Below are 23,159 nucleotides of genomic sequence, written 5' to 3'. Positions count from 1 at the left end.
GCTTATGTGGGTATGGTCTTGTCAGGATTCTTGCTTGGAACATTTTCACTTTCTGCCAATGCAGCCAATGTGAGTTGGGAAGAAAAATATTATAATCCCAAGCCATTGGCGGATGATGTGATATTACCTATGCCTTGTAGTGGTGCGATGGTATTTCGCAAGATCTCCATTCCCCTTAGCCAACCATTGCAGGATTACAGCATTATATTGGGCGGGGAAGGTAACGATGAATGGGGATATCTGGAGCAAGCGCGAGCTGAACATATTGCGGGAAGTTTCGCAGAAGGCCGGTCTGTCAAGGGGCGCTACTTCTTGATGGCGAAGTACGAGATAACAGATTTACAATATCAGGCCATTATGGGCAACTGTCCGACACCAAATATGAAACTGCGTCTGCCTAAAGTGAATATTGGTTGGATAGATGCCATGAATCTGGCGAACCAATATAACCTTTGGTTATTGAATAATCAGCCTAAGGCCTTACCCGTAGAAGATGGTAAACCCGGTTTCTTACGCTTGCCGATAGAAACTGAATGGGAGTTTGCTGCCCGTGGTGGTTTGGCTGTTTCCACGGCTGAATTCCGCGATCAACGTTTCCCAATGCCAGAAGGGATAACCAATTATGTCTGGTTTGCAGGCTCCCAATCCTCCAATGGCAAACTTCAACTTACCGGCTTACTTAAACCTAACCCGCTGGGGCTGCATGATATGTTAGGCAATGCATCTGAGATGATGTTTGAACCTTTCCGCTTAAATAAATTAGATCGCCAGCATGGTAAAGCAGGGGGATATATCGTTAGGGGCGGAAACTTTCTGACACCACAAAACGACATACGTAGCGCATTGCGTGGTGAAGAACCTTATTATTCGGGACAAGGTGATAATAAAAATAAAACCATTGGCTTTCGTTTGGTGCTGGTTTCTCCGACATTGACTTCCCGAGAACGTATCAAAGAGATTGCCAAAGAGTGGAAAGCATTAGGTACAGATAATATACAAGCCAAGGAGAAAAAAGCAGCTGATTCTATTGATAACTTGAGTAATATCTCAGCCCAGGTTCAGGATACGACGGTAAAAAAGCAGTTGGAACAATTGCGAGCTGATCTGCGGGCAAATGCACAGCTGCGTGATGAACAGCGCGATCAGGCAATACGCACTTCTTTGCAGCTTGGGGCATTCTTATGTACCAAATTAAAAGATGACGGAGAATTTTATGATCGCTTGGTTAGTTTATATGAAAAAACCTGTAAAGCGGGCAGTGAGCTAGATGCTAATTGCTCGCGTCGCCAAACACAGCTAGAACAGCATAAAAAAGCGCTGAGTTTTATTGTTAATTATTATGCTGATACCTTGGTGGATATGGGAATAACTTATAATGTTGAGCTTATTGCCCCGCAACTTCGTATTGTTCAACAGCAAATGTCAGCACGCGGAAAGACGAATTTGAACCGTTACCTCAACACTTATTGGGACAACCTTAAAGGGTATTGGAACAACGGGAAAGTTGCACGAGACAGTTGGTTAGATGCATGTAAGAAAAATAATTAATAATCAATCAGATTAAAAAAAGGATAATAAGGAATGGTTTTGAAATCTATTCGTTCTATGGTTTCTATCTGCATGATTTTTTTTCTGGCGGGCTGCCAAACCTTGCAAAGCCCTTTTGCCCAGAGTGGGGGAGTGGATTCTCGTTTAACCCAGAATAAAGATGTTGAATTTTTTAATAAATCGGGATGGCAGGCATGTATAGCTGGTGCTGCGACAGGAGCATTGGCTTGTGCGCTCGCCAGTGACCATAAAGCAATATGTATTGCTGCCGCTGCTATTTTGGGTTGCGGTGTTGGTGTGGGAGCCAATGCTTATCTGGATAACCAGCGTAAACAATATGCAACTAAAGAGCAGTTACTGGTTGCTTCAATTAACGATGTTAAAGCAGAAAACAAACGTATCCAGAACGTAACGGCTACAGCTAGGGAAGTTATTGCGGCGGATAAGCGTACTTTAGCAAATCTCAAAAAAAATATCGTTGCGAAGACAGTGAAAAGAGACCAGATGCAAAAAGAGCTGGCAGGCCTTGACGCCAATATTGCTTATCTGCGCAATACTATTAAGGAAATGAAAGCGCATGAAAAGCAGTGGAATGAAGTCTCTTCTTTGATGGTAAAAGATAAAATTCGTACGAAAGATTTGGATAATCAAATTGTCCAGATGCGAAAAAACATTGGCACGTTACAACAAGAGCTCGACAGCCTTTATGAACAACGTACCGCAATTAAAGTGAGCTGATAAGGGAGTTCTTATGCGTGTATTAATGATGCGTGGATTAGTTATGTTAGCAGCTGGTGTCGCATTGGCTGGTTGTGTAACGAAGACAAAAGACTGTGATCCGACATTGGGCGATATGAGTATTATTGCGAAGTTTAACTGTAATTACTCAGGAACTTGGGATCAACGTGTAGTGGAAAAGGAGCAAGAACTACAACACGAACAGGCTTTGAATAAAGAGTTTAAGGCAATTTATGAAGCGATTGAACGTGAGAAAAAATCGGGTAAGGAGAGTCTGGAAAGCAAAAAGCGTTCTCACACCGCATTGCAGAAATCTATAAACAGCTTGTTGGGTCAATTGAAAACCAAATCTGCGGGCAAAGTGAAAATGGAAAAACAGATCGCTGAATTAGAGCAACGCTTGCATAATTTGCAAAACCAACCATCACCATCTGAAATGCAAAAGCAATTGGAATTACAACAGTTACAGAGTCAACTTAATGAACTTCAAAACAGCCTGTTGTTACAATAATCAGACTAATTACCAGTAAGTTGGATTAATACTCAGCTCATTTATTGTTGACAATTCGATCACTATAAATGGGCTGAAGTTATTTTAGGGATTATTCTGTCCGGTTATCCGGGCGGGGTAAGAGTCCAGTTTTGTCCATCATCATGCCAAACGGAGTATTAAACCGGCCAGCACGATCCCTTGTTGTATCCGACGGTAATATTGTTGCCGGCAGCGATAATGTTGGGTATAGCGGTGGTGATTGCAACGTCAATGTTTAAGAAATAGTTGTAAGTGTGATAGCACGTTTAAGCGTCACTTTCCGGTAAGTCAAAAATGTGGTCAGCCAGGTGATCGATTATGGTATCAGGTAGACATTTTATACTTGTTAATAAATTATCTTTTTTATAAACATCGACACCAGCAACATACTTACTCCCAAGATATGATGAAGTTACAGTATAAGTGAATTCGCCATTCTTAAAATCTAGCTCATGAATTTGTGCTTTCCCTGTGTCAGTATCGGCTGCACTGACATTATGAAATCGATGAGATAACTGTTCTGGCGTTTTCTGTAATTCGATATCGGGTTTTTGGTTAGTTTTACCAAATCGATATGTGTATTTTCCATTATACAGGCTCACATTGACCATTTTATGGTTCTTGTTAGCGCATTGAAACACGGTCACTATGTGCGATGCGGCTATCGCTGAAGAGGCCAGGCTAAATAATGATAACAAAGCTACTGTTTTTAATAGAGGTCTACGCATAACAATTACCTTCATTTTGTTGCCTTAGTCATAAAGTTAGCTCAAAGAATTTATTAGTGATAGTAATGATTATCTCAGTTCAATTGATACGCTGGACGATGAAAGGCAAAAGGTTTTTGTTTTGCCTTTCATGTCAGCAGACAAGCCGCATTGCGGCGCGTCAGTTTGCAACAGATATTAGTTTTTGTGATAAAGAGGCTATCAGCAAAAATGAAAAAAGATTTAAATCTTAGGTCGTGACATCAATTTATTGAATCATGTATAGGGTCGTGACATCAATTTATTGAATCATGTATAGTATGCCTATTTGGAGAACATTCAGATGGCAAAGATTGATGTGACCTGTCCCTCTTGTTGTGCAGTTAAAGGGATCCACCGTAATGGGCGCTCACGTTCTGGTCAGCAACGTTATCTTTGCCAATCCTGCCGTCACTCCTGGCAACTCGAATTCACTTATGCCGCTTGTCGTCCCGGTACACATAAACAAATCGTCGATATGGCCATGAATGGCATGGGATGTCGGGCGACAGCACGAGTGATGGGAATTGGCCTGAATACCGTTCTTCGCCATTTAAAAAGCTCAAACCCAAATCGGTAACCGAAACCATTGCTCCTGGCACTGAAGTGATTGTCTGCTGTGAAATGGATGAGCAGTGGTCGTACGTGAAGTCAAAGAATCAGCCCCGCTGGCTCTTTTATGCCTACGACAGGATAAGACGAAAAGTGATCGCCCATGTTTTTGGCCCGAGAACAAAGAGGACCTTGGGGCGTCTGATGGCTTTGCTGGCGCCTTTTAACATAGTGGTCTATATGACAGATGGTTGGAGAAGTTATGAAAAAATACTGGCCGGTAAACTGCATGTGGTCAGCAAGCGTTATACACAACGCATAGAGAGGCATAACCTGAATCTTCGTCAGCATTTGGCAAGACTGACTCGCAAGACCTTATCTTTTTCAAAATCCATAGAAATGCATGACAGAGTCATTGGGTATTATTTGAACATTCGTCACTATCAATAAATTGGAATCATGACCAAATCTTATATACCAATCTAACTTCAAGATGAATGTAGGAATTAAGCCAGAAGAATATCCAGATTGGTTGGAGGCTATTGAAGATACTAAGCCATTGATAGCTTGAAAGTAGGAGATATTCAGGGTTATATACCGATATTTCATGAAGTCAGTGAAAAACTGAATCTTAATTTAGATAAGTATTTTTATAATCACCATTTTGAGGATCCGCACATCCAGCACAATCTATTCCAGATGAATTGAGTGAGTTTTATTTTGAATTTGATGAAACTCTGGGTGATCCCAATATAGGCGGGGATGGTGTGGCTCAAATAGATTTGTTAACGAACAAGATTCATTGGGCTTGTGGTTGATAGTGATTATGTCAGTAATTATTTGAATATATTATTAACTTAGTGGCGATCTTTATCATTACCATTCAGATTTGATGTGGCTATTGGCGACATTACGTTTTACGGGGATACGCCAGAACCAGTTGTTGCACCTGCGGATGTGGGATATCAATCTGGAAGGCATTATATTGAACTGGTCTTGAAGGTAGTAAGAATCACTGTGAGTGGCAGGTGCCGAAACCGACGATCCGATTTTTGACCTTAGCCGGCTGAAAGCGTCGTAGCGGAATCTGCCGTTGGTGAAAAGACTACTGGAGCTATACACCGATTGTTCTGATGATAAGGAATAAAACGGATTAAAAAGAACAGGGCGGGTTTCAGTCACTTAGGAGGATGGAGTTTGACTGAACTGCCCTGCATCAACAGTAGATGGTACGAAAAGATAATTGATACCGAACTGGCATCGGCATCCCGCGAAGTTTACACCTCACTTGACATCAGAATCAATTACTGAAATCATTACCTTAAACAAGAAAAGGGTGACTGAAAAACAGTCACCCTTTTCTTGTTTTAAATGTTCCTAAACATCATAGCAGTGCAAATTGGACTGATTAGGCTTTAACATTTAATTAACTATTGATTGTTTTTCTGCTTTCCTATCTGACTGATTTAAATTATTTATATTGCTTATTGCGTGTTTTCCAATCATCGTAAAGCAAAAAAGCCGTGAGGGTTAAAAATGGTCAAATCTGGCTGCCATTTTACGTTCAGGGCTTGAAATAAAAATATTCATTTTTACGACATCGATCACAAATTACAGCGGGATGGATTCCGAGATAATCCACCCACCTCTAGGTCACTGCCTGCTGAGTACATTGGCTAATTTTGATGAACTGAGTCCCATCTCACGGGGGAGAGAGCCGCTAAGGTTGTACCACGTTTGCGTAGTGCAGCAATTAATCAGCTTGATGCCAGTCGTTTTGAACATTGTTGTTATTCATTTCTGCTACCTCTTCCATTAATTAATATTGATGGTGGCGATTCAGACAGGTTTAGTAGCCTTGACCATTAGATTGTGCTAATGGCGGGAATATTTTAACTAATTGTTTGATAATTAAACGACTAAGTTTAATGGCTATAATTCCTCTCAAGAGAGCACAAACTCAGAGGAAAATATGGACGGTTAAATCAATCTTTGTTGTTTGTTCTCGTTTCGCTGGCTGCACATATGACAGCCCAGCGACCCGCGATTCCAAGATCCATATTCTCTCCGTTAATATGACAGTGAAGATAACATTATCAATTTTGGTTGCTCGGATACCCTATACTGAGTAAAGGTAATGAAAACAAAACAAATCAAGGCAAGAATAAAAAGTCCCCACATTAAACCAGCCGCAGTTGTTGTATGCCCACTCGAGAAAAACCATAATACAACGGCTGCTCCGGCCATTTTTAGTGCTCCTTGTAAGGCACTGCCTGTTCCGGACAATTCTGGATGCTCATGCAAACTTATCCCAAGTAATAATGGAGAAGACAGCCCACATCCTAGCCCTACCGCAAAACTATAAATAATGATAAATTCAATCGACAATATCCGAGTAAAATAAATAAAAATGAGCGCCATTGCTGTAAACAACACTAATAATGGGAGTGAAAATTTCAGAATTCTTTCTGGTGTGGAATGTGACAACCATTTTTTTGTCAGCAACGAACCTATTACGATCCCGGCAGAATAAACCATAAACAGATATCCATTCTGTGATGAAGATAATTCAAATTGTGTCTGGAATATGAAAGGGCTGGCAGTAAAATAACCAATGGTAATAGCGAACAAAACGGCAGAGACAACACTATATACAACAAAATTAATGTCAGACAATAGAATTCGAAAACCTGTTATCCGACCATTGTCTGTTGATTTCATCGGTGATGTTTCCGGCAACGTCATTTTTACAAAAAATGCACCTATCAGCATCATTATGGTAAGAGCGATAAAATTAAACTTCCACGGCAGATATTCCGTAATATACCCCCCAATGACAGGTGCAAAAGCAGGTGAAACTTGTGATGCCATCGAAAAAATAGCCAGAGATTTAGATAATTCCGTCTTATCCCGGAAAGTATCACTGAGTATAGCTCTGCTAATAACCGGACATCCGCCTGCACCAATACCGGTCAGAAGCCGGAATAGAGATAATGTGTGAAATGATCCAGCCGTAGAAGTCAGATAATTGCCGATAGCGGAAAATAATAAGGAAAATACAATGACAGGAATACGCCCGTGTTTATCGGAGAGAGGCCCATAAAAAAGTTGGGATACAGCGAAACCAACGAGATAATAAACAACAAGGCTTTGTGCCTGATTGTCAGTAATTGCGAGTGCGGTTTTTATTATAGGCAGTGCCGGATTATAAAGATCACGAGATGCTCGACTTTTTATGATGAGTTGAAATGACATAGCCGCTCCTTTATAACTTTAAATCGCCAAAAATAGAGAAATAAAGGAACAAAAGGCTATGTCACAGCAAGATTTTATCATTTGGGTTTTTGTTGGGTAGACGATAATTTAACGGCGTTACAGCAAGGCACACGATTACGAAGCCGGGGGAACCACCTAAGATGAGCGATGCCGAAGTCATCACGATGGAAGTGATTGGTGAATTCTTAGGGTTTTCAACAGATAAAGGGATTTGGAAATACTTTTTTGACCACTGGCGCGAGTGGTTTCCGGGACTGGGCTCACGCGCCAATTTTGCTAAACAGGCGGCAAATCTTTGGGTTGTCAAACAAAAGCTGCAAGAGCAGCTGGCGACGTTATTGGGCGCGCTCGACAGACCGGTGCATATTATCGACGGATTTCCCCTGCCCGTCTGTGGATTCAAAAGAGCGAAAGGCAGCGCCAACTTTAAAGGGCAAGCGGATTATGGATATTGTGCCGCCAAGAACGAAACATACTACGGCTTTAAGGGGCATCTGATGATAGATGAAACCGGCGTAGTCACGGGGCTCACGTTAACACCTGCGAGCGTCAGTGAGCGTGAAGCGGCCTGGGATTTGTCCGTCCCGATAAAAGGCTATTTGCTGGGCGATAAAGGGTATTTAGGCGTTGAGTTTAAACAGGAAATGAAAAAGCAGGGCATTGAGATGATTACGCCGGTGCGTGCCAATATGGATGATCCGATCCCCAGGGAAATCAGAAAGCGTATTAATGACAAACGCCGTTTAATTGAAACCGTGATTGGTCAACTCGCCGGGCAATTTGCTATCGAGAAGTGCTGGGCGCGGGATTTGTGGCATTTGGGTAATCGAATTGCCAGAAAACTGCTTTCTCACACGTTGGGTATTTTTGCCAATTTTAAACAAGGTAAAAGTCAACGCGACTGGCTTCAACAAGCCAACGTTATAGGATGTTAAAGTCGAGCATCGCGTTAGATTTATATACAGTTGTTATCTGAGAGTAAATAAATTGTTAAAAAATAATTATATTAACTCTGTTAACAATGCAGAAACGAATAACTTGATGGTTTCATTCAAAAACATGAGGAATGAAAAATGAAAGATTCTGACGCACTAAACAAAGTATCGAGTAGTGATCTTGAAAAAATTTCGGTAAGCCTCAGTAGAACAACACAGATGATCAAGCCAAGTGGAACAGACCAACCAAAAGGTTTGTTTGTTATCAAATCGAAAACTGATCCTTTAGACGCAAAATTAATGGAACAGTGCTGTATTCGCTGAAATTTATTCAGCTTACATATTCAACTAATCTATATTCATAAATATGGATTGTGCTAAATATTGTCTGAAATTATTCTGGAAATATGCTCTTTAGAAAAGAAAGGTATCTTAAGGGCATATTTCTAAGACAAAAAAGAAAATTACTAACACAAGGTGGCTAATTCTTATAATCAGGAATTCCACCATTAATAAATAGGTTATGCCTATGAAATGGACATATTTGGGTCACACTTGTTATTTTATTGAAACAACCAATCTAACGATATTGGTAGAACCGTTGCTTAAATCTGTGTTTCAAGCTGGAACTGCACAAGTCTGTCCAAACCGAACTATAAATATTGATAAACTACCAAAAATAGATGTAATAATTATTACTCATCAACATCCAGGGCATTTCGAGCTAGAAAGTTTATCGATGATAAATCGCGATGCATTAGTCATTTACCCCCCATCGCAGAGCATCAAATTTTAGGTCTCAGTATTCTCGGTTTTAGTAACTTTCAAATTGCAAAAACAGGTGAAACAATAGAAATAAACTCACTAAAAATTCTATTTACTGGTGAGAAAATCCTTGAGGATTTCCAATTTAGGTTTACCATTAAAGATGGAAAAGATGCGGTTGTATATTCCGGCGATCATTATTTAGATATTAATGAAGTGCAGTATATAAAAACATTTTGCAGTAATAATCCTGTACTGATAGGTGCTTATCCAGATGTACAACATCGGTTTTTAACATATTGGGACATAGAATTCCCTAGTACTGACATTGAGAATATCTTAACAGGAATAAAAGCACTTGAACCATTATTTTTTGCTCCAAGTTGTTCTGGGATGAAATACGTTGGGAAATATGATTGGGCAAATTATTATAGTTTCCCCATGCACCCAAAGGATTTTATAGAAGAGATCAAGCCTTATCTACCAGGGATAGAAATGGTTACATTACTACCTGGTGATATAATTTCAGTGGTCAATGGAATACCTAAGCTAGATATACAGGGTTCTCAAATAGTCAAAAGTACGGGTAATTTTGACCGCCCAAGAGTAGACCCGACAAAGAGTCTATCTCCGCTCCAAGATGATGACCCTAAATGTCTTGGAATTGACAGGCTAGAAAAAGCAGTTTCTATTTGGTTGCAAAATAAGTTTGTTCCATGGCTAGAAAAGCAAAAAGAACGTATTGATAGTTCTATTGCAATATTGTGCAAACAACAAGTTAGATATGGAATAGAAATTATACTTCCTTCAAATACAATAAGAGAGTATGTTGTAGAATTTTCTCCGTCAGGAATAAAGTTAGACAAATTATTTATTCCATATGTTTCATTGCATATTAGAGTTAGCGCCTCTGCTTTATTGGCCTGCGAATCGGCTGAAATACCTTATTTTGTCTTATACTTTCATTCAAGAGTCTATTCAACATTACATCGTATTTTTCAATCGAATGATGGTGTATTTAAAACACAGAGATACGATGTAAGAGATCCTATTTTTTCATATTTCAATAACGATCCAGAAACTCACTTTAACCGATGGGTGAAAAGAGAAGCTAATCGATTAATGAAGGTTAAATATGATGAAAATTAGAATGGCTATGGGTGTTAATGGAATTAATACACCAAAAGGGTTTTTCATTAGAAATATATCAAATTTAGATACTTACTTTAGTAACCTTCTCACACAACCCTTGTTTTTAGTTATGCAAAGTATATTGTCTGATTGGGTTTATTTAGATGATGCTGTAAACCAAATTAGTATGAAATTTGATTTTCCCAAGAAAACAATTGAGGCTTCTTTTAATCAACTTATAGAAATAAAGATGGTAATTAAGCAAGATGATCCGCTTCATAAATATATTGATAAGTTTAGAGGAACTTGGAGAGAACACGGATGGGAAGAAGCGATTCAATATCATTTCTATACAACTAGATTGATTAGAATGGATTACCTTGCAGATCCAAAGGGACTCGAAGATAAAGCCGAAATGCGCGAATATTTGGAAAAAGAGTCGCTACCATCTAATTATAAGCTCTATGAAAATTTACCATTCATCAAACTGCCTGAACTTAATGAAATAAATGAAAAAAAAATAATCGGACTAAATGAAATTTTTTCAGCAGAAGTTTCAAGAGGTAATAGAACAGGAGAATTTAGTATTAATGAACTAGCTTATCTGCTGAAGTTAAGCGTCGGTCAAACTGCAACAAGACGCCTACCTCTCACTGGAGTCCATGTGGCAAAAACCTCACCTTCTGGTGGTAGTCGGCATCCAACTGAGGCTTACATTGTAATTTTACACTGCCAAAACATAGCCAAAGGCCTTTACCATTATAGCGTCAAGCACCATGGATTATCTTTGCTCATTCCGGGGGATCACAGCGAACTACTATTCGAAAAAGTACTAGGCCACCGATCGCGGCTCAGCTTCGAACCTATCCTGGTCTTTCTCTTTAGTACAATATTTGAAAGAAGCATGTTCCGTTATCGAGAAGGTCGCTCGTATCGTGTTATGCAACATGACCTTGGCCATGTCATGCAAACATTAGCATACCTGGCTTCATCACTTGAACGTCGTTCTTTTCGTGGATATTCCCTTTCAGAGAAGGAAGTTGAAGCTTTCTTGGGAATTGATGGACTCAATGAAGCTGCCTCCTCATTTGCATTCATTGGTTAGGGTGAAAGATATGACAAATGTAATAGAAATGCCGAATGAACTTAAGCTAAATCCATTTTTCCGTATTCGATTTGGTAAAAAAATTCACATAGATCTCCTGTTACAGGGAGAAACATATGTCATGCCAGATGTAAGAATATTAAGTGCGTTAGCCAGTATTTCCAATACTCAATCAATTTCTGCTATCAGAGAAACGTTCGCGAATATTCTTGAAGTTGATGTAGATACTGCATTGGATGTCATTTTAAATCTCTATGAATCTAATATTTTTCAAGATGCATCAATAGCCAACCCTCAAGAAAAAGCAGTTGCGCACTGGATCGATCGTGGTTGGCTGGAAGCACTTGTGATGCACTTATGCACAAGAAACTTGCCTTATTTAGATAGAGAATCGGAAGATCCAATAAAACAACAACGTGAGATGCTGTCTGATTTAATCAAAAAAGAACCTATACCGGATTTTTGGAAAATTTACAGTGATAAGAAATATATTGCACTTCCTTCTCCCAACGTTCTTCCTGAAGAACCCATGGAGCAATTACTTCTACGGCGGCGATCTAACCAACCCTGGAAAAAAAAACAAATTGATCAAAATGAGTTAAGCACAATCCTGCATTTCGCCAATATTGAAACGCGCAGATTAAGGAAAGAAGCAGAACAGTATCTCGAAAATCAGCCTGAAAGGCTGTTTAATTCATCATTCTCAGCATTAGAAAGCTATTTCTTCGCATTCAATGTATCTGGTTTAGAACCAGGTATCTATCACTATGACCCATTAGATCATCGCGTAGCACTCATACGTCATGGCGATCTATGTGACGAATTAATCCAAATGTGTATTGGACAAGAACGTATACGGGGTTGTGCTTGTGCTTTTGTGATATCTGCAATTTGGTTGCGCTATATGTATAGGTATCGTCACCCTAGAGCATATCGAACTCTAATGATAAATACAGCTGAATTAGCTCAAAAATATATACTCCTTGGAACGGCTTTTCATTTCAGTACTTTTTTGACTCCAGCTTTTGAGGATGACTATGCTAACCGTATCATGGGTATGAATGGCTATGAGGAGGCACCTCTATATGTCGTCGCAATCGGTTGATAGGAATGATGTTTCTGATGATCGCTTTCCAAAACATTCGAAAGCAAGCTTGGCTTTTCACTTTATATCAAGTTTCGGTCATTTGTATGAGCCATCTTCTCCATTCGAGGACTTAATTTTTGAGTCGAAAAGAAACAATGTAAAAACAGATTATTCACCCTATGATGCTCGATTATCTGATTTTTCAAAGACTTTGCGTTCTCGACAGTCCGCACGCAGATTTGGTCAAATACCACTCACACTTCATGATTTGTTAGATATTTTATGGTGTGCTAATGGTATTATACACGATAGTCCTGTAGGGCTATGTCGCACTGCTCCCTCAGCTGGGGGGTTATTTCCTGTTTCATCTTTAGTACTTTGCCGGGAAGTAGAGGATTTGCCAATGGCAGCTTTTACTTACGATCCACTCACTACTCAGCTAATTGAAAATAAAGAAATAAGCTTACCATCCGATTTTTCTCTACTTTTTCATACACACCATATTGATTATTCATCTGCATCAGCAATTATCATGTGGGTAGGAAAATTGTTGAAAATTTGTCCCAAATATGGTGATCGTGGCTACCGCTACATACTATTAGAAACAGGACATATAGCCCAAAATGCTTGTTTAGCCGCGACTAAGATGAGTGTCCCACACATTGTTATTGGTGGCTTTGACGATGAATTCTGCGCTTCAACATTACGTCTTGATTTCCCATGGGAGTGTGTGCTCTATGCCATGGTTTTAGGCAAGAAAATAGAAGGGTGATCTATGTCTAATGATAATAAAACCCGTGCCTTTTTATCAGCATGGTTTGATAATCCATTATGTCAACTTCCCACAGTTTACCGTGAATATGGATATTCTTGGCCTGATGGAACCTTGCCCAGTGATTATGCCAGGATGTGGTTAAAATCAAATATCTCAAATACAGTATTATTACATATAGCTATAGCTATATTGAATGTCTCATGTTTTGATGGCACTGCGCGTTTATTGGTTGGCAGAGGTATAGATTCCAACCCTGATTGTGCTCTTTTAAAAGCTCGTGCAGAGGCGATAGAACGGGTAGGCGCTTTTTGTCGGCCTGCTGAAGAAATTCATTTTGCATCATCAAGAGAATTAAAAGGACATATACATTCTTCAGTAGCTAATCTTTTAGAGCTTCGCCATGAAACTGATAATCCACGTTGGTGGATAACATGCAAAAATAAAATAGATGATCGCCAAAGTTTCTTACCTCTCGAATATGTACAGATCGAATCTTTGGCTACTGTCAAAGAACCTTTGGTTTTCCCCGACTCTACTGGAATGGCCGTACATTCTTTATATGAAAATGCAGTACAGAACGGATTCCATGAAGCTTTGGAACGAGCTATTTTGAAAGATATTTGGCGAAGCGGTTTACCTTCTGTACATATGGCAAATGTTGATATTATAGGAAACGAACTGGCTTCATACATTGAGAAGCTTGGTGGTTCTATCTGGCTTTCTCACATCAATCTAGAAAACGCTTGCAATTTTTATCTGGCATTATTTTTGGGAGATGGTATCAACAGCCCTGCTTTAATCACAGGCTGTGGTGTTGATACTTCTGACCAGCAAGCAAGATTGCATGCTATCAACGAATTGTATGGACAACTTGTACATTCCTTTGAAATATGGCCAAAATTAGTCCACGAAGATAAATACAAAATATCTTCGGGCTTTGAAGCTAATATGATGAAGGAAGTTGCTCAGGAAACACTTAAGCAACTAAAATTTCATGATGCGTGCAAGAATAATATTGGTTCATTTATTTCTTCTAATGTAAATAAGAAAAATATAAATGATTGTTTTATTATAGATCGTTCAACACCATTATCTGAATTATTGGGGCTTCAGTCAGTACAATGCTTCCTTCCTGCCAATCTTCCTTTTTGTTGGAAAGGAGGAATAAAATGCCTTCACCCTTTTTCATAAGTAACTATATTAAAATTAGTAAGTTTTTCACTATGATTAGTATATCTGGTGAATGGTATACTTGTAATCCAGCCCAATTAAGGAAAGCTAAGATATCGGAGCCAAATGATGAAATCTTTCGGCTTATAAATAAATTATGCCAGACTGATAATTTAATAAACTTAGAATCAATTAGGGTTGATCTCAATTGGAATGAAGAGTTATGGTGGCCTATTATTGACCAGTTAGCACAACTCGGGTTATTTGACCTTTCTGATAGAGAATCAGTTTGGACAGATACGTTTTCCTTTCCATTATCTGGAACTGATGTTGCTGGTTATATTTGTGGTAAATCTATTCTTTACCATGCAAACTACTCAGAACCAGATGTATATAATCAAGATCGACATCAAATGGAAAAATATTTAAATATATCGCCTCCACCACCCACTTATTTACTGAACTCTCATATTAAAACAGGTCGCCTTCCTCATCCAGCATTTTATCCATCAAGTTATAAACCGATAGCAAAATTTGAGAAGCTTGGTTTTTTACTTTTTTGGACATTTGGGAAACTTCGGGTAGCACGTTTTCTAGATGTTTTAGATGTAGTTCTTAAAGCTGTGCCGTCAAAGGGATGCCGTCATCCTTTCAGGATAAACGTAACCACTAGCAATAATAATTACGTTGAAATTTATGAATATAATATGCGATATCATTCATTAATTTTAGTTTCTTCGGAAAAATGTGATGGTCAAAATTTCTTTGCCTTCATTCGGGTTAAATGGAATTTTGAACAATATCAATGGCGTTATCGTCATTCCTAGACCTGGAAAGACCTTTTTTTAGACTTAGGCCATCTTAATGAGCAAGCTCGCTTTGTTGCAAAAACATTGGGATTAAACTTATCTATTGACTACTTAATCGATGCTCAAGACCCTAACCTTCTTATTGACGAAACGGCTACTACTTGGTGTTTATCGTTGGAGACACAAAATGAAAAATTTAACTAATGCAATTATCGAATTACCTGTAGGATTAGATTTAAATTTTTCTCTTCCTTGGCATGAACTTTGTCTTGCAGTCCGCGAAGGCGATTATGTTAACGTAGCAAATTTGTTTCAGGCTGTTCTGCCTTCTCCTGTATTACAGGTTCAAACTGAACTTAATCAATGTATCCTCAATGGACTGAACTGTGGCTTTTGGGATGACGCTGTTGCCGAATTCGGGCAGCTTCAAGATGCTCAATGTTTTGTGTTTCTGGGATTAATGAGAGCAATGGAAGGTCAACCTGCTGAACAGGGCTTGCTAGCAGCATGTCGTACAGCTAAAATCAGATACTTAGTTGATATTATTGAAAATAATCTTGATATACTGGGTAGCCGTATTTTTGGAACCTCGCTCGATTTTCATGGGCGTCATATTGAGTTTTATGATATTGGATTAATCGAAGGAGCGTTCAGGCGTGGCCTTGGGCAATATATAGCTCTATTTAGCCCGTTTTATTTTTCTGGTTGGAGCGATTCTACACGACAAATTAACTATCGTCGCTCAATTCTTTTTCATAACATTATCAAAATTCGATTTAATCATCTAACTGCTCCATTACTTAACGATCATTTTATAGTTAATGGTGCCCCCAGTATTTTGGTTAATGTTTCCGAAGAAAAATTAGACCAAGCTTTTGTTTTGTGGTTGACTCTTCATGAATTACTACATGGTTCTGGACCTATCCCTTTATTCGGTGCAGCTGTAAAAAAAATACCCTTGGGTTTGGAGTATGCCGGTATTGAAGAGTTTCGCGTTGATATGTCTGTCTGGCTCTTACTGGAATCATGTAAGGATTTATTCGGTGAATTAGTACCTATCACTCAAGAATTAATTTTAGCTGAACGCCTACTTCGTTCTTTTCGAGGTAGATATTGGAAAAATTCATCATCTGGCGGCATCTTAGCTAGTTCTGATGCTGAGAATGGTCTTTTTTGGTTCAGTTGTCTTATCCAGAATAACGTTGCTGAGATTGATAATATCTCTATCAACGTTGATATTAATAAAATTAGCAGTGTTTTATTCAAAATCCTTGATGAAATTTATAACTCAGAAAATAATGCTGCACAAACAGATGGTGGACAAGAAATTTTATTAAAACTTGCAAAACGCCTTCGCATGCGTTATTTCCATTTCATGGAAGATAAGTTCGGTTATACTGAACATCAGTCTTATTTTAACAGTATCCTATCTCTGTATCCAACTCATTTAGACTTGAATACTATTTTTTGATTTTTTCTAACAATTTTATTCTCACAGAGAATACCAGAGTGTTTTATTATTATGATATGTAAAATCAGAAAAGCATGTGTATATGATGTAATGAAAATTGCATTATTACATGTTAAATCATGGCAAGCTGCTTATAAACATGTTATTCCAGAAAAGAAACTTGGGAAGCTGTCTGTCTATGAGAAAGCAGAATCTTGGTATAAAAGATTAAATCGTTCTGACACTGGTTTTCCTAAAACTCTTATTGCTGAATATGATGATGAAATGTTTGGATTTTGTTCATTTGGTGTTTCAAGAGATGACCCTAATACTGGATCAATTTTTGCCATTTATTTTTATCAGAAGTATTGGGGAATGGGTTATTCCCAAAAATTAATATATGCTGCCCTTGGAGAATTGAAATTATCAGGTTTCAAATTTGTTACACTATGGGTTATAAAAGATAATTTTAGAGCTTTAAAATTCTATGAAAAAATTGGCTTCACTCCCTCTGGAAAATATAAAAATGTTAATATTCTTGGTTGCAAAATTCGTGAGATATGCTTAATTAAGAAAATATAACTTATAGCCTATCTCAATATCCTCATCATAATTGAAGATACTTGATTTTTCATTCGTATCAGATCAGAATCGCGCCCATGAACATTAATCTGACAAATGCCTAAAAAGAAGCCCTCGAATTGATGCATGATACGACTATATGAACACATCCCGTTTGCAAGACCAAAATCACGCTGACATCGACGGTAGATTGCAGCTCTATATTCATCTGCATTTAGTCTGCTTAAAAAACAAAAGCACGACAAATATGATGAGGAAGAGTAATAAGTGACACGTTTTTCAGAGTATTCTGACGGGGCAACGATCCCCCTTTTATGACAAAAAACATGTCTCACTACTTTCCTTTCGACAACATCTTCTGCATCACCATTTGCCCGAACATGCCGGCGGACTGCCTGACCTGTCCCACGCCCTGACTCATCATGCCTGCCATATCACCCATCCGTACACCGGCCCAGGCCAATGCCCCCAGCCAGACCATCGGCAGCACAATAAACAACGTGCCCATCACCAACCCCATAATCAAATCGTCCGAGGTATTCTGAAACCCTGCCAGATTCAACAGGCTATGGGTGTCTGAGCCATACAGGGCGTCCAGTAAATAGCTGTCCAGCCAGCGAGCGGTTTCCCACCAGAAGGTCAGAAAATTCAATGCGAATAGGGCGAACGTCAGTGTGAGTACCGTCTTAAATTCATAGGCGGCAAACAGCAGGATCAACGGGATGAGGATATACAACGCCATCAGGATCACCGCCTGCATCATGGGCAGAGCCTGACGCACCGCATCAAACATCGGGGTACTGATCAATCCCCCCAATATCGTCCCCGCCGACGCACCGACCCGATTGCCCGCATCCAACAGGGTAAGATCAGCGTTGCCGCCATAGCCTGCGTAAACATAGCCTTCCTGAGAAACCGTCAGATTTACCGGGCTGACCAGACGGCGGAGCACCGCTTCTTTATATTCCTGTGATTCTTTGCCCAGCATTTTGAGGGTGGCCGACAGACGCAGCCATAATCCCGGATCGGCCTGCGCCAGTACCCGGGCCTCCAGTCCGGTTTTGGGGGTTGACCACCAGGCCTGGCAAGTGGGATAACCGCCCTGCCCGGTATAGGGCCGCCCACTGTCCCGGCTTTCATTCCACGGAAATGGTACCTGGGCGTTCGGGATTGCAGCGTACGGTAATCACCGGCTAAGAAGGTGCGACTGCCCAGCCAGTCGATATCATTCAGCCTGGCCGCATCGGTGGTTTGTCCCTGATCCCGTTGTTTCCACTGATACAATGCCAGCGCATAACAGTCATGGGTGAAATCCTGCAACTCCGCCGCCAGTGCCGGATGACTGATACGGGTGTGCTGCACTTCAAAACGCAGTTGCCGTAGATCCGGCCGGCAGGGAATGGAGGCAACTGCTGCCTGCGTGAAGCCTTTTGACAGCCGGTGTACCACGGCCCACCAGAGCGGCACGGCAGCCGTCTGGTTATTCAGGCTGGAGATCACCGGCGCATAACCACTTTTGTCCGGTGCTTGCGGCGTCCAGGTGCCACAGCTTTTGGCGCGGGACGGGTCATACTGGAGGGTGGTCAGGCTGACATTCACCAGTGGAACACAGCACACCACCATCACGAAAAAGGCGCAGTACAAGGTATTTTCAATCCGGGCAAGTGACTGTAACCCACCACTGGCCGTCCTCTTCACCACACTCTCTCACTTTCAGCCAGACGGCGATGACCTTTATCACTAAAGGCGCCGTAAACAGCCCGGTCGCAATCAGAATTTGCCATAACCCGTTATTGACCACCCAGCCGAGCAGGGTCAGAAAGTATTCCAGATAGCTGTTGGTGGTCATGGTGTTCCCTCAATCGAGCCTGACAGGGCATATTCACACAGCAGGATGAACAACAGACTGACGACCATCATTCGAATTAAAGTAGCACGATATTCCGTCTGGTGTGGTGTCCTCTGCCAGATTTTCCAGCCGCCCCAGCCCAGCACGGCATACAGGCATAACCGCCAGATTAACCAGACAATACCGGTGTTTCTTCATCCACTGGTGAAGCTCTGACACTTTCTCTGGATGCGGCAGGCCTGGCCAGCCTATCACTAGTGTGATAACCATCACCAAAGCGATAATCAGTAATACCCTGAAACTTTTTCTTAATATCTGAATGAATGTCATTTGGGATTTCTGCCATGATCACCTTACCGCCGCTCACTGTGGGGCATTCCAGCTGATAAAAACGCGCATCGGTACTGTCCGGCACCTGCTTTTGTGGATGGGCTTCAATGCGGCGGTTTTCCCGTTCAATAATGGTCAGGATAGCGTTGCGCGACAGTTCCCGTTTCAGCACCATTTCATTTTTCAGCGCATTGATTTCCCTATCCAGCGCATCAATCCGCCGCTCCCCTTCTGCCAGGGCTTCCGGCTGGGCGGCGGCATTGGGTTCTGACATGCCGGTGATTAGCATTCGCCGCATCAGCAAGGCCGTCTCGGTGGTCTCGGCCATCGCCAGTTCTCCCGCCAGACGCGCTGTCAATGCGGCACTGTCCGGGTCTCGCTGCAAGGCCTGAATGACCCCTTTGGTCACGGCCAGACTGCCGGTTTTCAGTTTGGCCAGATTGGCGGCGGTCGGTTTTTCCGTGCCATTGACCAGTTTCACCAGCTGTTCAATATTGGCTTTGGTGTTTTCTTCCAGCATCGGTGCAAAGCCGGTGCCGGCCACCGTCGCACCCGGTTGCTGGGACTCCCCGCCGCTGGTGCATTCCGCCGCATTGGCACAGGTACGGATAGCGCTGTCGCCCAGCACTTTCACCACGGCCTCCGCCGCTTCGGTGGCATTCTGGAATTGGTGCAGGCACCGCCATCACACTGTTGGGCTGACTGAAGACTGGCTCAGCACCGGCAGATGATTCATCATATTAAACCCCGCGCTGGCTAAATCACGGGTGGGCCGGATAGCACTCTGCCCCTTACCCCCCTGCTTCTTCCCACCAATCCATTGATGCCCGCCTGTGCCGGTCGATTTGCTGCCGGCATTATTCACCCTCACCGCATCCGCATCCCCGCTGTTCACCTGCGTTTTGTATTCCTGCATCGCGGCCGATTGTGTCCATTTACTGTTTTGCGCAAAATCCATCATCCGTTTGGCCATGTTCTGGCAATTAAACTGGGCCTTATCGAACGCCACATTGGCCTGCAAAACTCCATTGGTCAGCATGTCATAGAGACCCGGATTGGCACGCTGAATGACCATGGCAGGTAAACTCGCCACCGCGCCGGTGGCCCCCTGGATCACCTCACTCATCAGGTTCTTAAACCCGGCCGTAATACCGTTTAGCTGGTTACCGACCGTGGTTTTCAAATCAAAATTGCCGCACATCAAATCCGAACTCCAGCCAAGTTCCAGCCCGCCCAGTTGGGTCAGGGAACTGCGGGTGGCCGGCTGTGAAATCACCGAACCCCCACCAAGGGTATAAAACAGGGTATCGGAGACAGCGCCACTGACCTCAGCACCATAGCCCAGAGCACCGCGATTGACCTGGGGCAGGGAAACCGTCAACCCGTTTTCAGCCCATCCCGTTTGCGATACTCCACTGGCCAGTAAGCTGACCATCAGCCATAAGGCTTTTCTTTTCGGCATAGAACCTCCTTTTTAAATATCGGTACTGCCGAAAAAACGCTGCCCCCGGCGCTGACAACAGCTGTAGGGTTGCCACAGGGCATACGCCTGATTGCCATTGACCGCAGCCGTATGTTCTCCGTCAGGAAACACCGCGCAGGACTGGCTTAACTGCGGTGATAACCGCTGCCAGTGGTGATTTTTCTTGCCGGTATTTTCTGTCACCGGTTCGGGTGGCCAATAACCGTCAGCGCGTTGACCTTTTAGTGCCTGATAAACATGCGGCTGCCCGGCACGGGTGATAATATCCGCCACCCGCTGCGCCACCACGGCAGATGCCTTGTCATCATCGGTCTGATTGACAAAGCCTGAGCGCGGGTAAATAGTGCCCCACAGATTGGCGGCCATCTGGCTGCCCAGCTCCCGCTGACCGGGAATAAGCGCTTCCGGATAGAACGATTCCGGCAAACCGGTGCGCCACGCCACGGTATCCAGTGTGCTGAGAAAATAAGGCATCAACGGGGTGGCCGCACTGCGGCAGGAATAACCGGGGATTTGTCCGCCAATCAGACTGGTGGCGGGATGCCCGATGGCATCCGCATATTTGAAACGCAGACTGGTACGACGCTGGCCTGACATCTGGCTATTATGGTTGCCGCCACCGGCAGTCAGGTGGGATAACGCCCCGGTGACGGCATTTTCCAGTCCGCCGGATAATCGGCTGACCTGGGCCATTTCTGACCACGGATTGCCGCCGGGCGCATGATAGGTGGATACGACCGCTTCGGGGAGATAATGGGTGACTTTGACCGAGGTTTTTACCGTGCAGCCATGCCAGGAACAAAACAGCCAGTAACAAATGCCGCTGACCCGCCACTGAATACAGGCGGGTGAGAGACTGCTGGCCACAATCTGGGCCGTGTTGAGGGCAGCCTGCGCAAAGGGAACAAACGCCGCTATCAGCGTGATGACAACAGGAAAAGCAAGGCGGGGTGTCTTCATCGTTGATTTTGCTCCCTGAGGGCGCTCGCCTTTGCCACATCCGCCGTACCATACACGACATCCCGGTCATCAAATACCACGGCAGGGTACTTGCGCACACCGGATTGCCAGGCTTCAACCACGGCACGATAAGACTGAATCAGTTGCGGTTCCTGCTGATGCCATTGGGGAGATTGCAGTATCGCCTGTGTCTGTATCAAAGCCTGTTGCGGGTCGGCAGACAGGTGGGCGAAGATTTGTCTCTGATGTTGTTCAGCCGCCTCCAGCCAGACAATGTGTGTGTCCGGGGAAAAGTTGACGGGAGGATGCTGGCTGTCAGTATAAATCACCGTTTTGGCATTGGCCGATGATGCGGCGAGCACTCCCACCCAGAGCAATAAGGTATAGCGCTTTCTCATTCCCACCTGCCCGTCGTCTCTGAACACAGACGGAAAGCGTGCGGAAAAAATCCGGATAAGTCAGCAAACAATTCTTTTTTGCCGATGGCAAAAAAGAACCGACACCGCCCATCAAATCCCCCCATATTATAAAAAATAATGAAATTAACATTTTTAATTAATCAATCTGTGTGGCAGGCAACCTTTCCTTTTAATACTTTCATTTAATATAAACTTCCTCAAAAAAATGCCGATCAATTATTCGTCGTAACATAAGGGATAGCAATCAATGAAAAACAACAAGGAATCATTGTACCTGCAAGAACTGGCTTATCTGCGCGAAAAGATTAAGTTAACCGCCGCCGAAAATCCGCATTTAGCCCCGTTTCTGGATCATCCCAATGACCCGGATATCCAGCGTTTGCTGGAAGGGACTGCACTGCTGTCTTCAAATGTGCGCAGCACCGTTGAAGACGACTTTCCGCAAATAACCCATGAAATGTTGGGTCGCATCTGGCCACATACCCTGCGCCCTGTGCCACCGACAACTGTCATCCAATTCACCCCCCATCAGGGCGTTCATCAGGGTGCCGTCGATATCCCCCAGGGCGTACCGATAACCACCGCTGAGGGGGAATACACTTTACGGTTTCACACCTGTCGGCCCCTGCATATTGAGCCTTTCATTGTCCTGGATAAGCAGATCCAAAAAACACGGAAATACAGCGAGATCATTGTGACATTGCGCCAGACGGGCGCGGTTGCCGATCACTGGCAGGTCGGATTTCTGCAATCTCAATTCATTAAATGATAATTGCTGGTACAACTATCTCAATAGATTTTCAAAATGAGATGAGTATTTCTTTCCCAATTTTATACGCGGAATAAGGAAAGATAATTACTGATAATCTCATTATTATAAATAGGGCATATAGCTTACACTGACATAGTTTCGAAAA

General features: G+C 42.3%; 20 protein-coding genes and 4 pseudogenes. 17 read left to right on the top strand and 7 right to left on the bottom strand.

The features are described from left to right. Positions 1 to 12: 12 nt before the first annotated feature. The 4 genes and pseudogenes from ACSJJG_RS14900 to ACSJJG_RS14885 form a co-directional block, all read left to right on the top strand. A complete protein-coding gene (locus ACSJJG_RS14900) occupies positions 13 to 1,548 on the top strand; it encodes an SUMF1/EgtB/PvdO family nonheme iron enzyme (RefSeq protein WP_189758633.1) in 1,536 nt (511 codons plus the stop codon). 33 nt (positions 1,549 to 1,581) lie between these two features. Continuing rightward, complete coding sequence (locus tag ACSJJG_RS14895) at positions 1,582 to 2,286, top strand: coiled-coil domain-containing protein (protein ID WP_189758629.1); 705 nt, start codon at positions 1,582 to 1,584, stop codon at positions 2,284 to 2,286. 13 nt (positions 2,287 to 2,299) lie between these two features. Continuing rightward, positions 2,300 to 2,797 (top strand): hypothetical protein, encoded by a 498-nt coding sequence (locus ACSJJG_RS14890; protein ID WP_223281597.1) that lies wholly within the window; start codon positions 2,300 to 2,302, stop codon positions 2,795 to 2,797. A gap of 121 nt (positions 2,798 to 2,918) precedes the next feature. Next, positions 2,919 to 3,064, top strand: a pseudogene (locus ACSJJG_RS14885) (IncC plasmid conjugative DNA transfer DtrJ family protein); the annotation flags it as partial. A gap of 20 nt (positions 3,065 to 3,084) precedes the next feature. Here ACSJJG_RS14885 and ACSJJG_RS14880 read toward each other — a convergent pair. Further along, the gene (locus tag ACSJJG_RS14880) at positions 3,085 to 3,546 is read right to left on the bottom strand and encodes a hypothetical protein (RefSeq protein ID WP_481089777.1); all 462 of its coding nucleotides are present in this window, start codon (positions 3,544 to 3,546) and stop codon (positions 3,085 to 3,087) included. 322 nt (positions 3,547 to 3,868) lie between these two features. Between ACSJJG_RS14880 and ACSJJG_RS14875 the strand changes: the two genes are divergently transcribed. Continuing rightward, positions 3,869 to 4,566 (top strand): IS1 family transposase gene (locus ACSJJG_RS14875; protein ID WP_223281913.1). Its coding sequence is split into 2 segments (ribosomal slippage): positions 3,869 to 4,118 and positions 4,118 to 4,566, totalling 699 coding nucleotides; the frame shifts between segments, so codons are not numbered across the junction. Positions 4,567 to 6,186: 1,620 nt separating this feature from the next. Here ACSJJG_RS14875 and ACSJJG_RS14870 read toward each other — a convergent pair. After that, complete coding sequence (locus ACSJJG_RS14870; protein WP_481089776.1) at positions 6,187 to 7,371, bottom strand: MFS transporter; 1,185 nt, start codon at positions 7,369 to 7,371, stop codon at positions 6,187 to 6,189. Positions 7,372 to 7,452: 81 nt separating this feature from the next. On the opposite strand from ACSJJG_RS14870, the pseudogene ACSJJG_RS14865 reads away from it, so the two are divergent. The 11 genes and pseudogenes from ACSJJG_RS14865 to ACSJJG_RS14815 all read left to right on the top strand — a co-directional run bounded on the left by ACSJJG_RS14865 (position 7,453) and on the right by ACSJJG_RS14815 (position 17,201). After that, positions 7,453 to 8,327: pseudogene (locus tag ACSJJG_RS14865) on the top strand (IS982 family transposase). Positions 8,328 to 8,465: 138 nt separating this feature from the next. Then, positions 8,466 to 8,651: a hypothetical protein gene (locus tag ACSJJG_RS14860; RefSeq protein ID WP_189760739.1), complete on the top strand. Its 186-nt coding sequence runs from the start codon at positions 8,466 to 8,468 to the stop codon at positions 8,649 to 8,651. 199 nt (positions 8,652 to 8,850) lie between these two features. Then, positions 8,851 to 9,123, top strand: a complete 273-nt coding sequence (locus ACSJJG_RS14855) for an MBL fold metallo-hydrolase (RefSeq protein WP_399478402.1) — start codon at positions 8,851 to 8,853, stop codon at positions 9,121 to 9,123. Positions 9,124 to 9,308: 185 nt separating this feature from the next. Beyond that, a complete protein-coding gene (locus tag ACSJJG_RS14850) occupies positions 9,309 to 10,241 on the top strand; it encodes a hypothetical protein (RefSeq protein WP_189760737.1) in 933 nt (310 codons plus the stop codon). Continuing rightward, positions 10,228 to 11,328, top strand: a complete 1,101-nt coding sequence (locus ACSJJG_RS14845; RefSeq protein WP_193836407.1) for a SagB/ThcOx family dehydrogenase — start codon at positions 10,228 to 10,230, stop codon at positions 11,326 to 11,328. Before ACSJJG_RS14850 ends, ACSJJG_RS14845 begins: the two co-directional genes overlap by 14 nt. A 10-nt stretch (positions 11,329 to 11,338) precedes the next feature. Next, positions 11,339 to 12,433: a SagB/ThcOx family dehydrogenase gene (locus tag ACSJJG_RS14840; protein ID WP_189760735.1), complete on the top strand. Its 1,095-nt coding sequence runs from the start codon at positions 11,339 to 11,341 to the stop codon at positions 12,431 to 12,433. Further along, positions 12,414 to 13,187 carry a SagB/ThcOx family dehydrogenase gene (locus ACSJJG_RS14835; protein ID WP_189760734.1) on the top strand — a complete coding sequence of 258 codons (774 nt, stop codon included), beginning with the start codon at positions 12,414 to 12,416 and terminating at the stop codon, positions 13,185 to 13,187. Before ACSJJG_RS14840 ends, ACSJJG_RS14835 begins: the two co-directional genes overlap by 20 nt. A gap of 3 nt (positions 13,188 to 13,190) precedes the next feature. After that, complete coding sequence (locus ACSJJG_RS14830; RefSeq protein ID WP_189760733.1) at positions 13,191 to 14,381, top strand: YcaO-like family protein; 1,191 nt, start codon at positions 13,191 to 13,193, stop codon at positions 14,379 to 14,381. Continuing rightward, on the top strand, positions 14,360 to 15,187 hold the full coding sequence (locus tag ACSJJG_RS14825; protein WP_189760732.1) for a nitroreductase family protein: 828 nt from the start codon (positions 14,360 to 14,362) through the stop codon (positions 15,185 to 15,187). The genes ACSJJG_RS14830 and ACSJJG_RS14825 overlap by 22 nt, the downstream gene beginning before the upstream one ends. A gap of 169 nt (positions 15,188 to 15,356) precedes the next feature. Next, positions 15,357 to 16,640, top strand: coding sequence for a hypothetical protein (locus tag ACSJJG_RS14820; RefSeq protein WP_189760731.1), 1,284 nt, complete (start codon positions 15,357 to 15,359; stop codon positions 16,638 to 16,640). 90 nt (positions 16,641 to 16,730) lie between these two features. Continuing rightward, positions 16,731 to 17,201, top strand: a complete 471-nt coding sequence (locus ACSJJG_RS14815; protein ID WP_189760730.1) for a GNAT family N-acetyltransferase — start codon at positions 16,731 to 16,733, stop codon at positions 17,199 to 17,201. Between the two features lie 334 nt (positions 17,202 to 17,535). Here the strand turns inward: ACSJJG_RS14815 and ACSJJG_RS14810 are convergent. From ACSJJG_RS14810 to ACSJJG_RS14790, 5 genes and pseudogenes are all read right to left on the bottom strand, one after another. Then, positions 17,536 to 19,050 (bottom strand): annotated as a pseudogene (locus ACSJJG_RS14810) (conjugal transfer protein TraG N-terminal domain-containing protein). A 33-nt stretch (positions 19,051 to 19,083) separates the two neighbouring features. Beyond that, positions 19,084 to 19,248, bottom strand: a complete 165-nt coding sequence (locus ACSJJG_RS14805; protein ID WP_481089775.1) for a hypothetical protein — start codon at positions 19,246 to 19,248, stop codon at positions 19,084 to 19,086. Positions 19,249 to 19,420: 172 nt separating this feature from the next. Further along, positions 19,421 to 20,815, bottom strand: a pseudogene (locus ACSJJG_RS14800) (integrating conjugative element protein); the annotation flags it as partial. Between the two features lie 39 nt (positions 20,816 to 20,854). After that, positions 20,855 to 21,823, bottom strand: a complete 969-nt coding sequence (locus ACSJJG_RS14795) for a TIGR03756 family integrating conjugative element protein (protein WP_481089774.1) — start codon at positions 21,821 to 21,823, stop codon at positions 20,855 to 20,857. Next, entirely contained in the window at positions 21,820 to 22,221 is a 402-nt protein-coding gene (locus tag ACSJJG_RS14790; protein ID WP_481089773.1) for a TIGR03757 family integrating conjugative element protein, read from the bottom strand. Before ACSJJG_RS14790 ends, ACSJJG_RS14795 begins: the two co-directional genes overlap by 4 nt. Positions 22,222 to 22,489: 268 nt before the next feature. Between ACSJJG_RS14790 and ACSJJG_RS14785 the strand changes: the two genes are divergently transcribed. Continuing rightward, positions 22,490 to 23,011 (top strand): type VI secretion system baseplate subunit TssF, encoded by a 522-nt coding sequence (locus tag ACSJJG_RS14785; protein WP_189760724.1) that lies wholly within the window; start codon positions 22,490 to 22,492, stop codon positions 23,009 to 23,011. Positions 23,012 to 23,159: the final 148 nt, after the last annotated feature.

It is taken from the genome of Xenorhabdus sp. SGI 60, assembly GCF_056632175.1.
The sequence above is the reverse complement of the archived record's forward strand: the minus strand, read 5'-3'. Positions and strand labels throughout refer to the sequence as shown.

Coding starts and splice junctions, on each gene's coding strand:
- ACSJJG_RS14890 (WP_223281597.1), top strand. CDS start 2,300: ATGCGTGTATTAATGATGCGTGGATTAGTTATGTTAGCAGCTGGTGTC.
- ACSJJG_RS14895 (WP_189758629.1), top strand. CDS start 1,582: ATGGTTTTGAAATCTATTCGTTCTATGGTTTCTATCTGCATGATTTTT.
- ACSJJG_RS14815 (WP_189760730.1), top strand. CDS start 16,731: ATGAAAATTGCATTATTACATGTTAAATCATGGCAAGCTGCTTATAAA.
- ACSJJG_RS14855 (WP_399478402.1), top strand. CDS start 8,851: ATGCCTATGAAATGGACATATTTGGGTCACACTTGTTATTTTATTGAA.
- ACSJJG_RS14840 (WP_189760735.1), top strand. CDS start 11,339: ATGACAAATGTAATAGAAATGCCGAATGAACTTAAGCTAAATCCATTT.
- ACSJJG_RS14835 (WP_189760734.1), top strand. CDS start 12,414: ATGTCGTCGCAATCGGTTGATAGGAATGATGTTTCTGATGATCGCTTT.
- ACSJJG_RS14900 (WP_189758633.1), top strand. CDS start 13: ATGGTCTTGTCAGGATTCTTGCTTGGAACATTTTCACTTTCTGCCAAT.
- ACSJJG_RS14820 (WP_189760731.1), top strand. CDS start 15,357: ATGAAAAATTTAACTAATGCAATTATCGAATTACCTGTAGGATTAGAT.
- ACSJJG_RS14870 (WP_481089776.1), bottom strand. CDS start 7,371: ATGTCATTTCAACTCATCATAAAAAGTCGAGCATCTCGTGATCTTTAT.
- ACSJJG_RS14790 (WP_481089773.1), bottom strand. CDS start 22,221: ATGAGAAAGCGCTATACCTTATTGCTCTGGGTGGGAGTGCTCGCCGCA.
- ACSJJG_RS14795 (WP_481089774.1), bottom strand. CDS start 21,823: ATGAAGACACCCCGCCTTGCTTTTCCTGTTGTCATCACGCTGATAGCG.
- ACSJJG_RS14860 (WP_189760739.1), top strand. CDS start 8,466: ATGAAAGATTCTGACGCACTAAACAAAGTATCGAGTAGTGATCTTGAA.
- ACSJJG_RS14785 (WP_189760724.1), top strand. CDS start 22,490: ATGAAAAACAACAAGGAATCATTGTACCTGCAAGAACTGGCTTATCTG.
- ACSJJG_RS14830 (WP_189760733.1), top strand. CDS start 13,191: ATGTCTAATGATAATAAAACCCGTGCCTTTTTATCAGCATGGTTTGAT.
- ACSJJG_RS14805 (WP_481089775.1), bottom strand. CDS start 19,248: ATGAAGAAACACCGGTATTGTCTGGTTAATCTGGCGGTTATGCCTGTA.
- ACSJJG_RS14880 (WP_481089777.1), bottom strand. CDS start 3,546: ATGCGTAGACCTCTATTAAAAACAGTAGCTTTGTTATCATTATTTAGC.
- ACSJJG_RS14825 (WP_189760732.1), top strand. CDS start 14,360: ATGCCTTCACCCTTTTTCATAAGTAACTATATTAAAATTAGTAAGTTT.
- ACSJJG_RS14845 (WP_193836407.1), top strand. CDS start 10,228: ATGATGAAAATTAGAATGGCTATGGGTGTTAATGGAATTAATACACCA.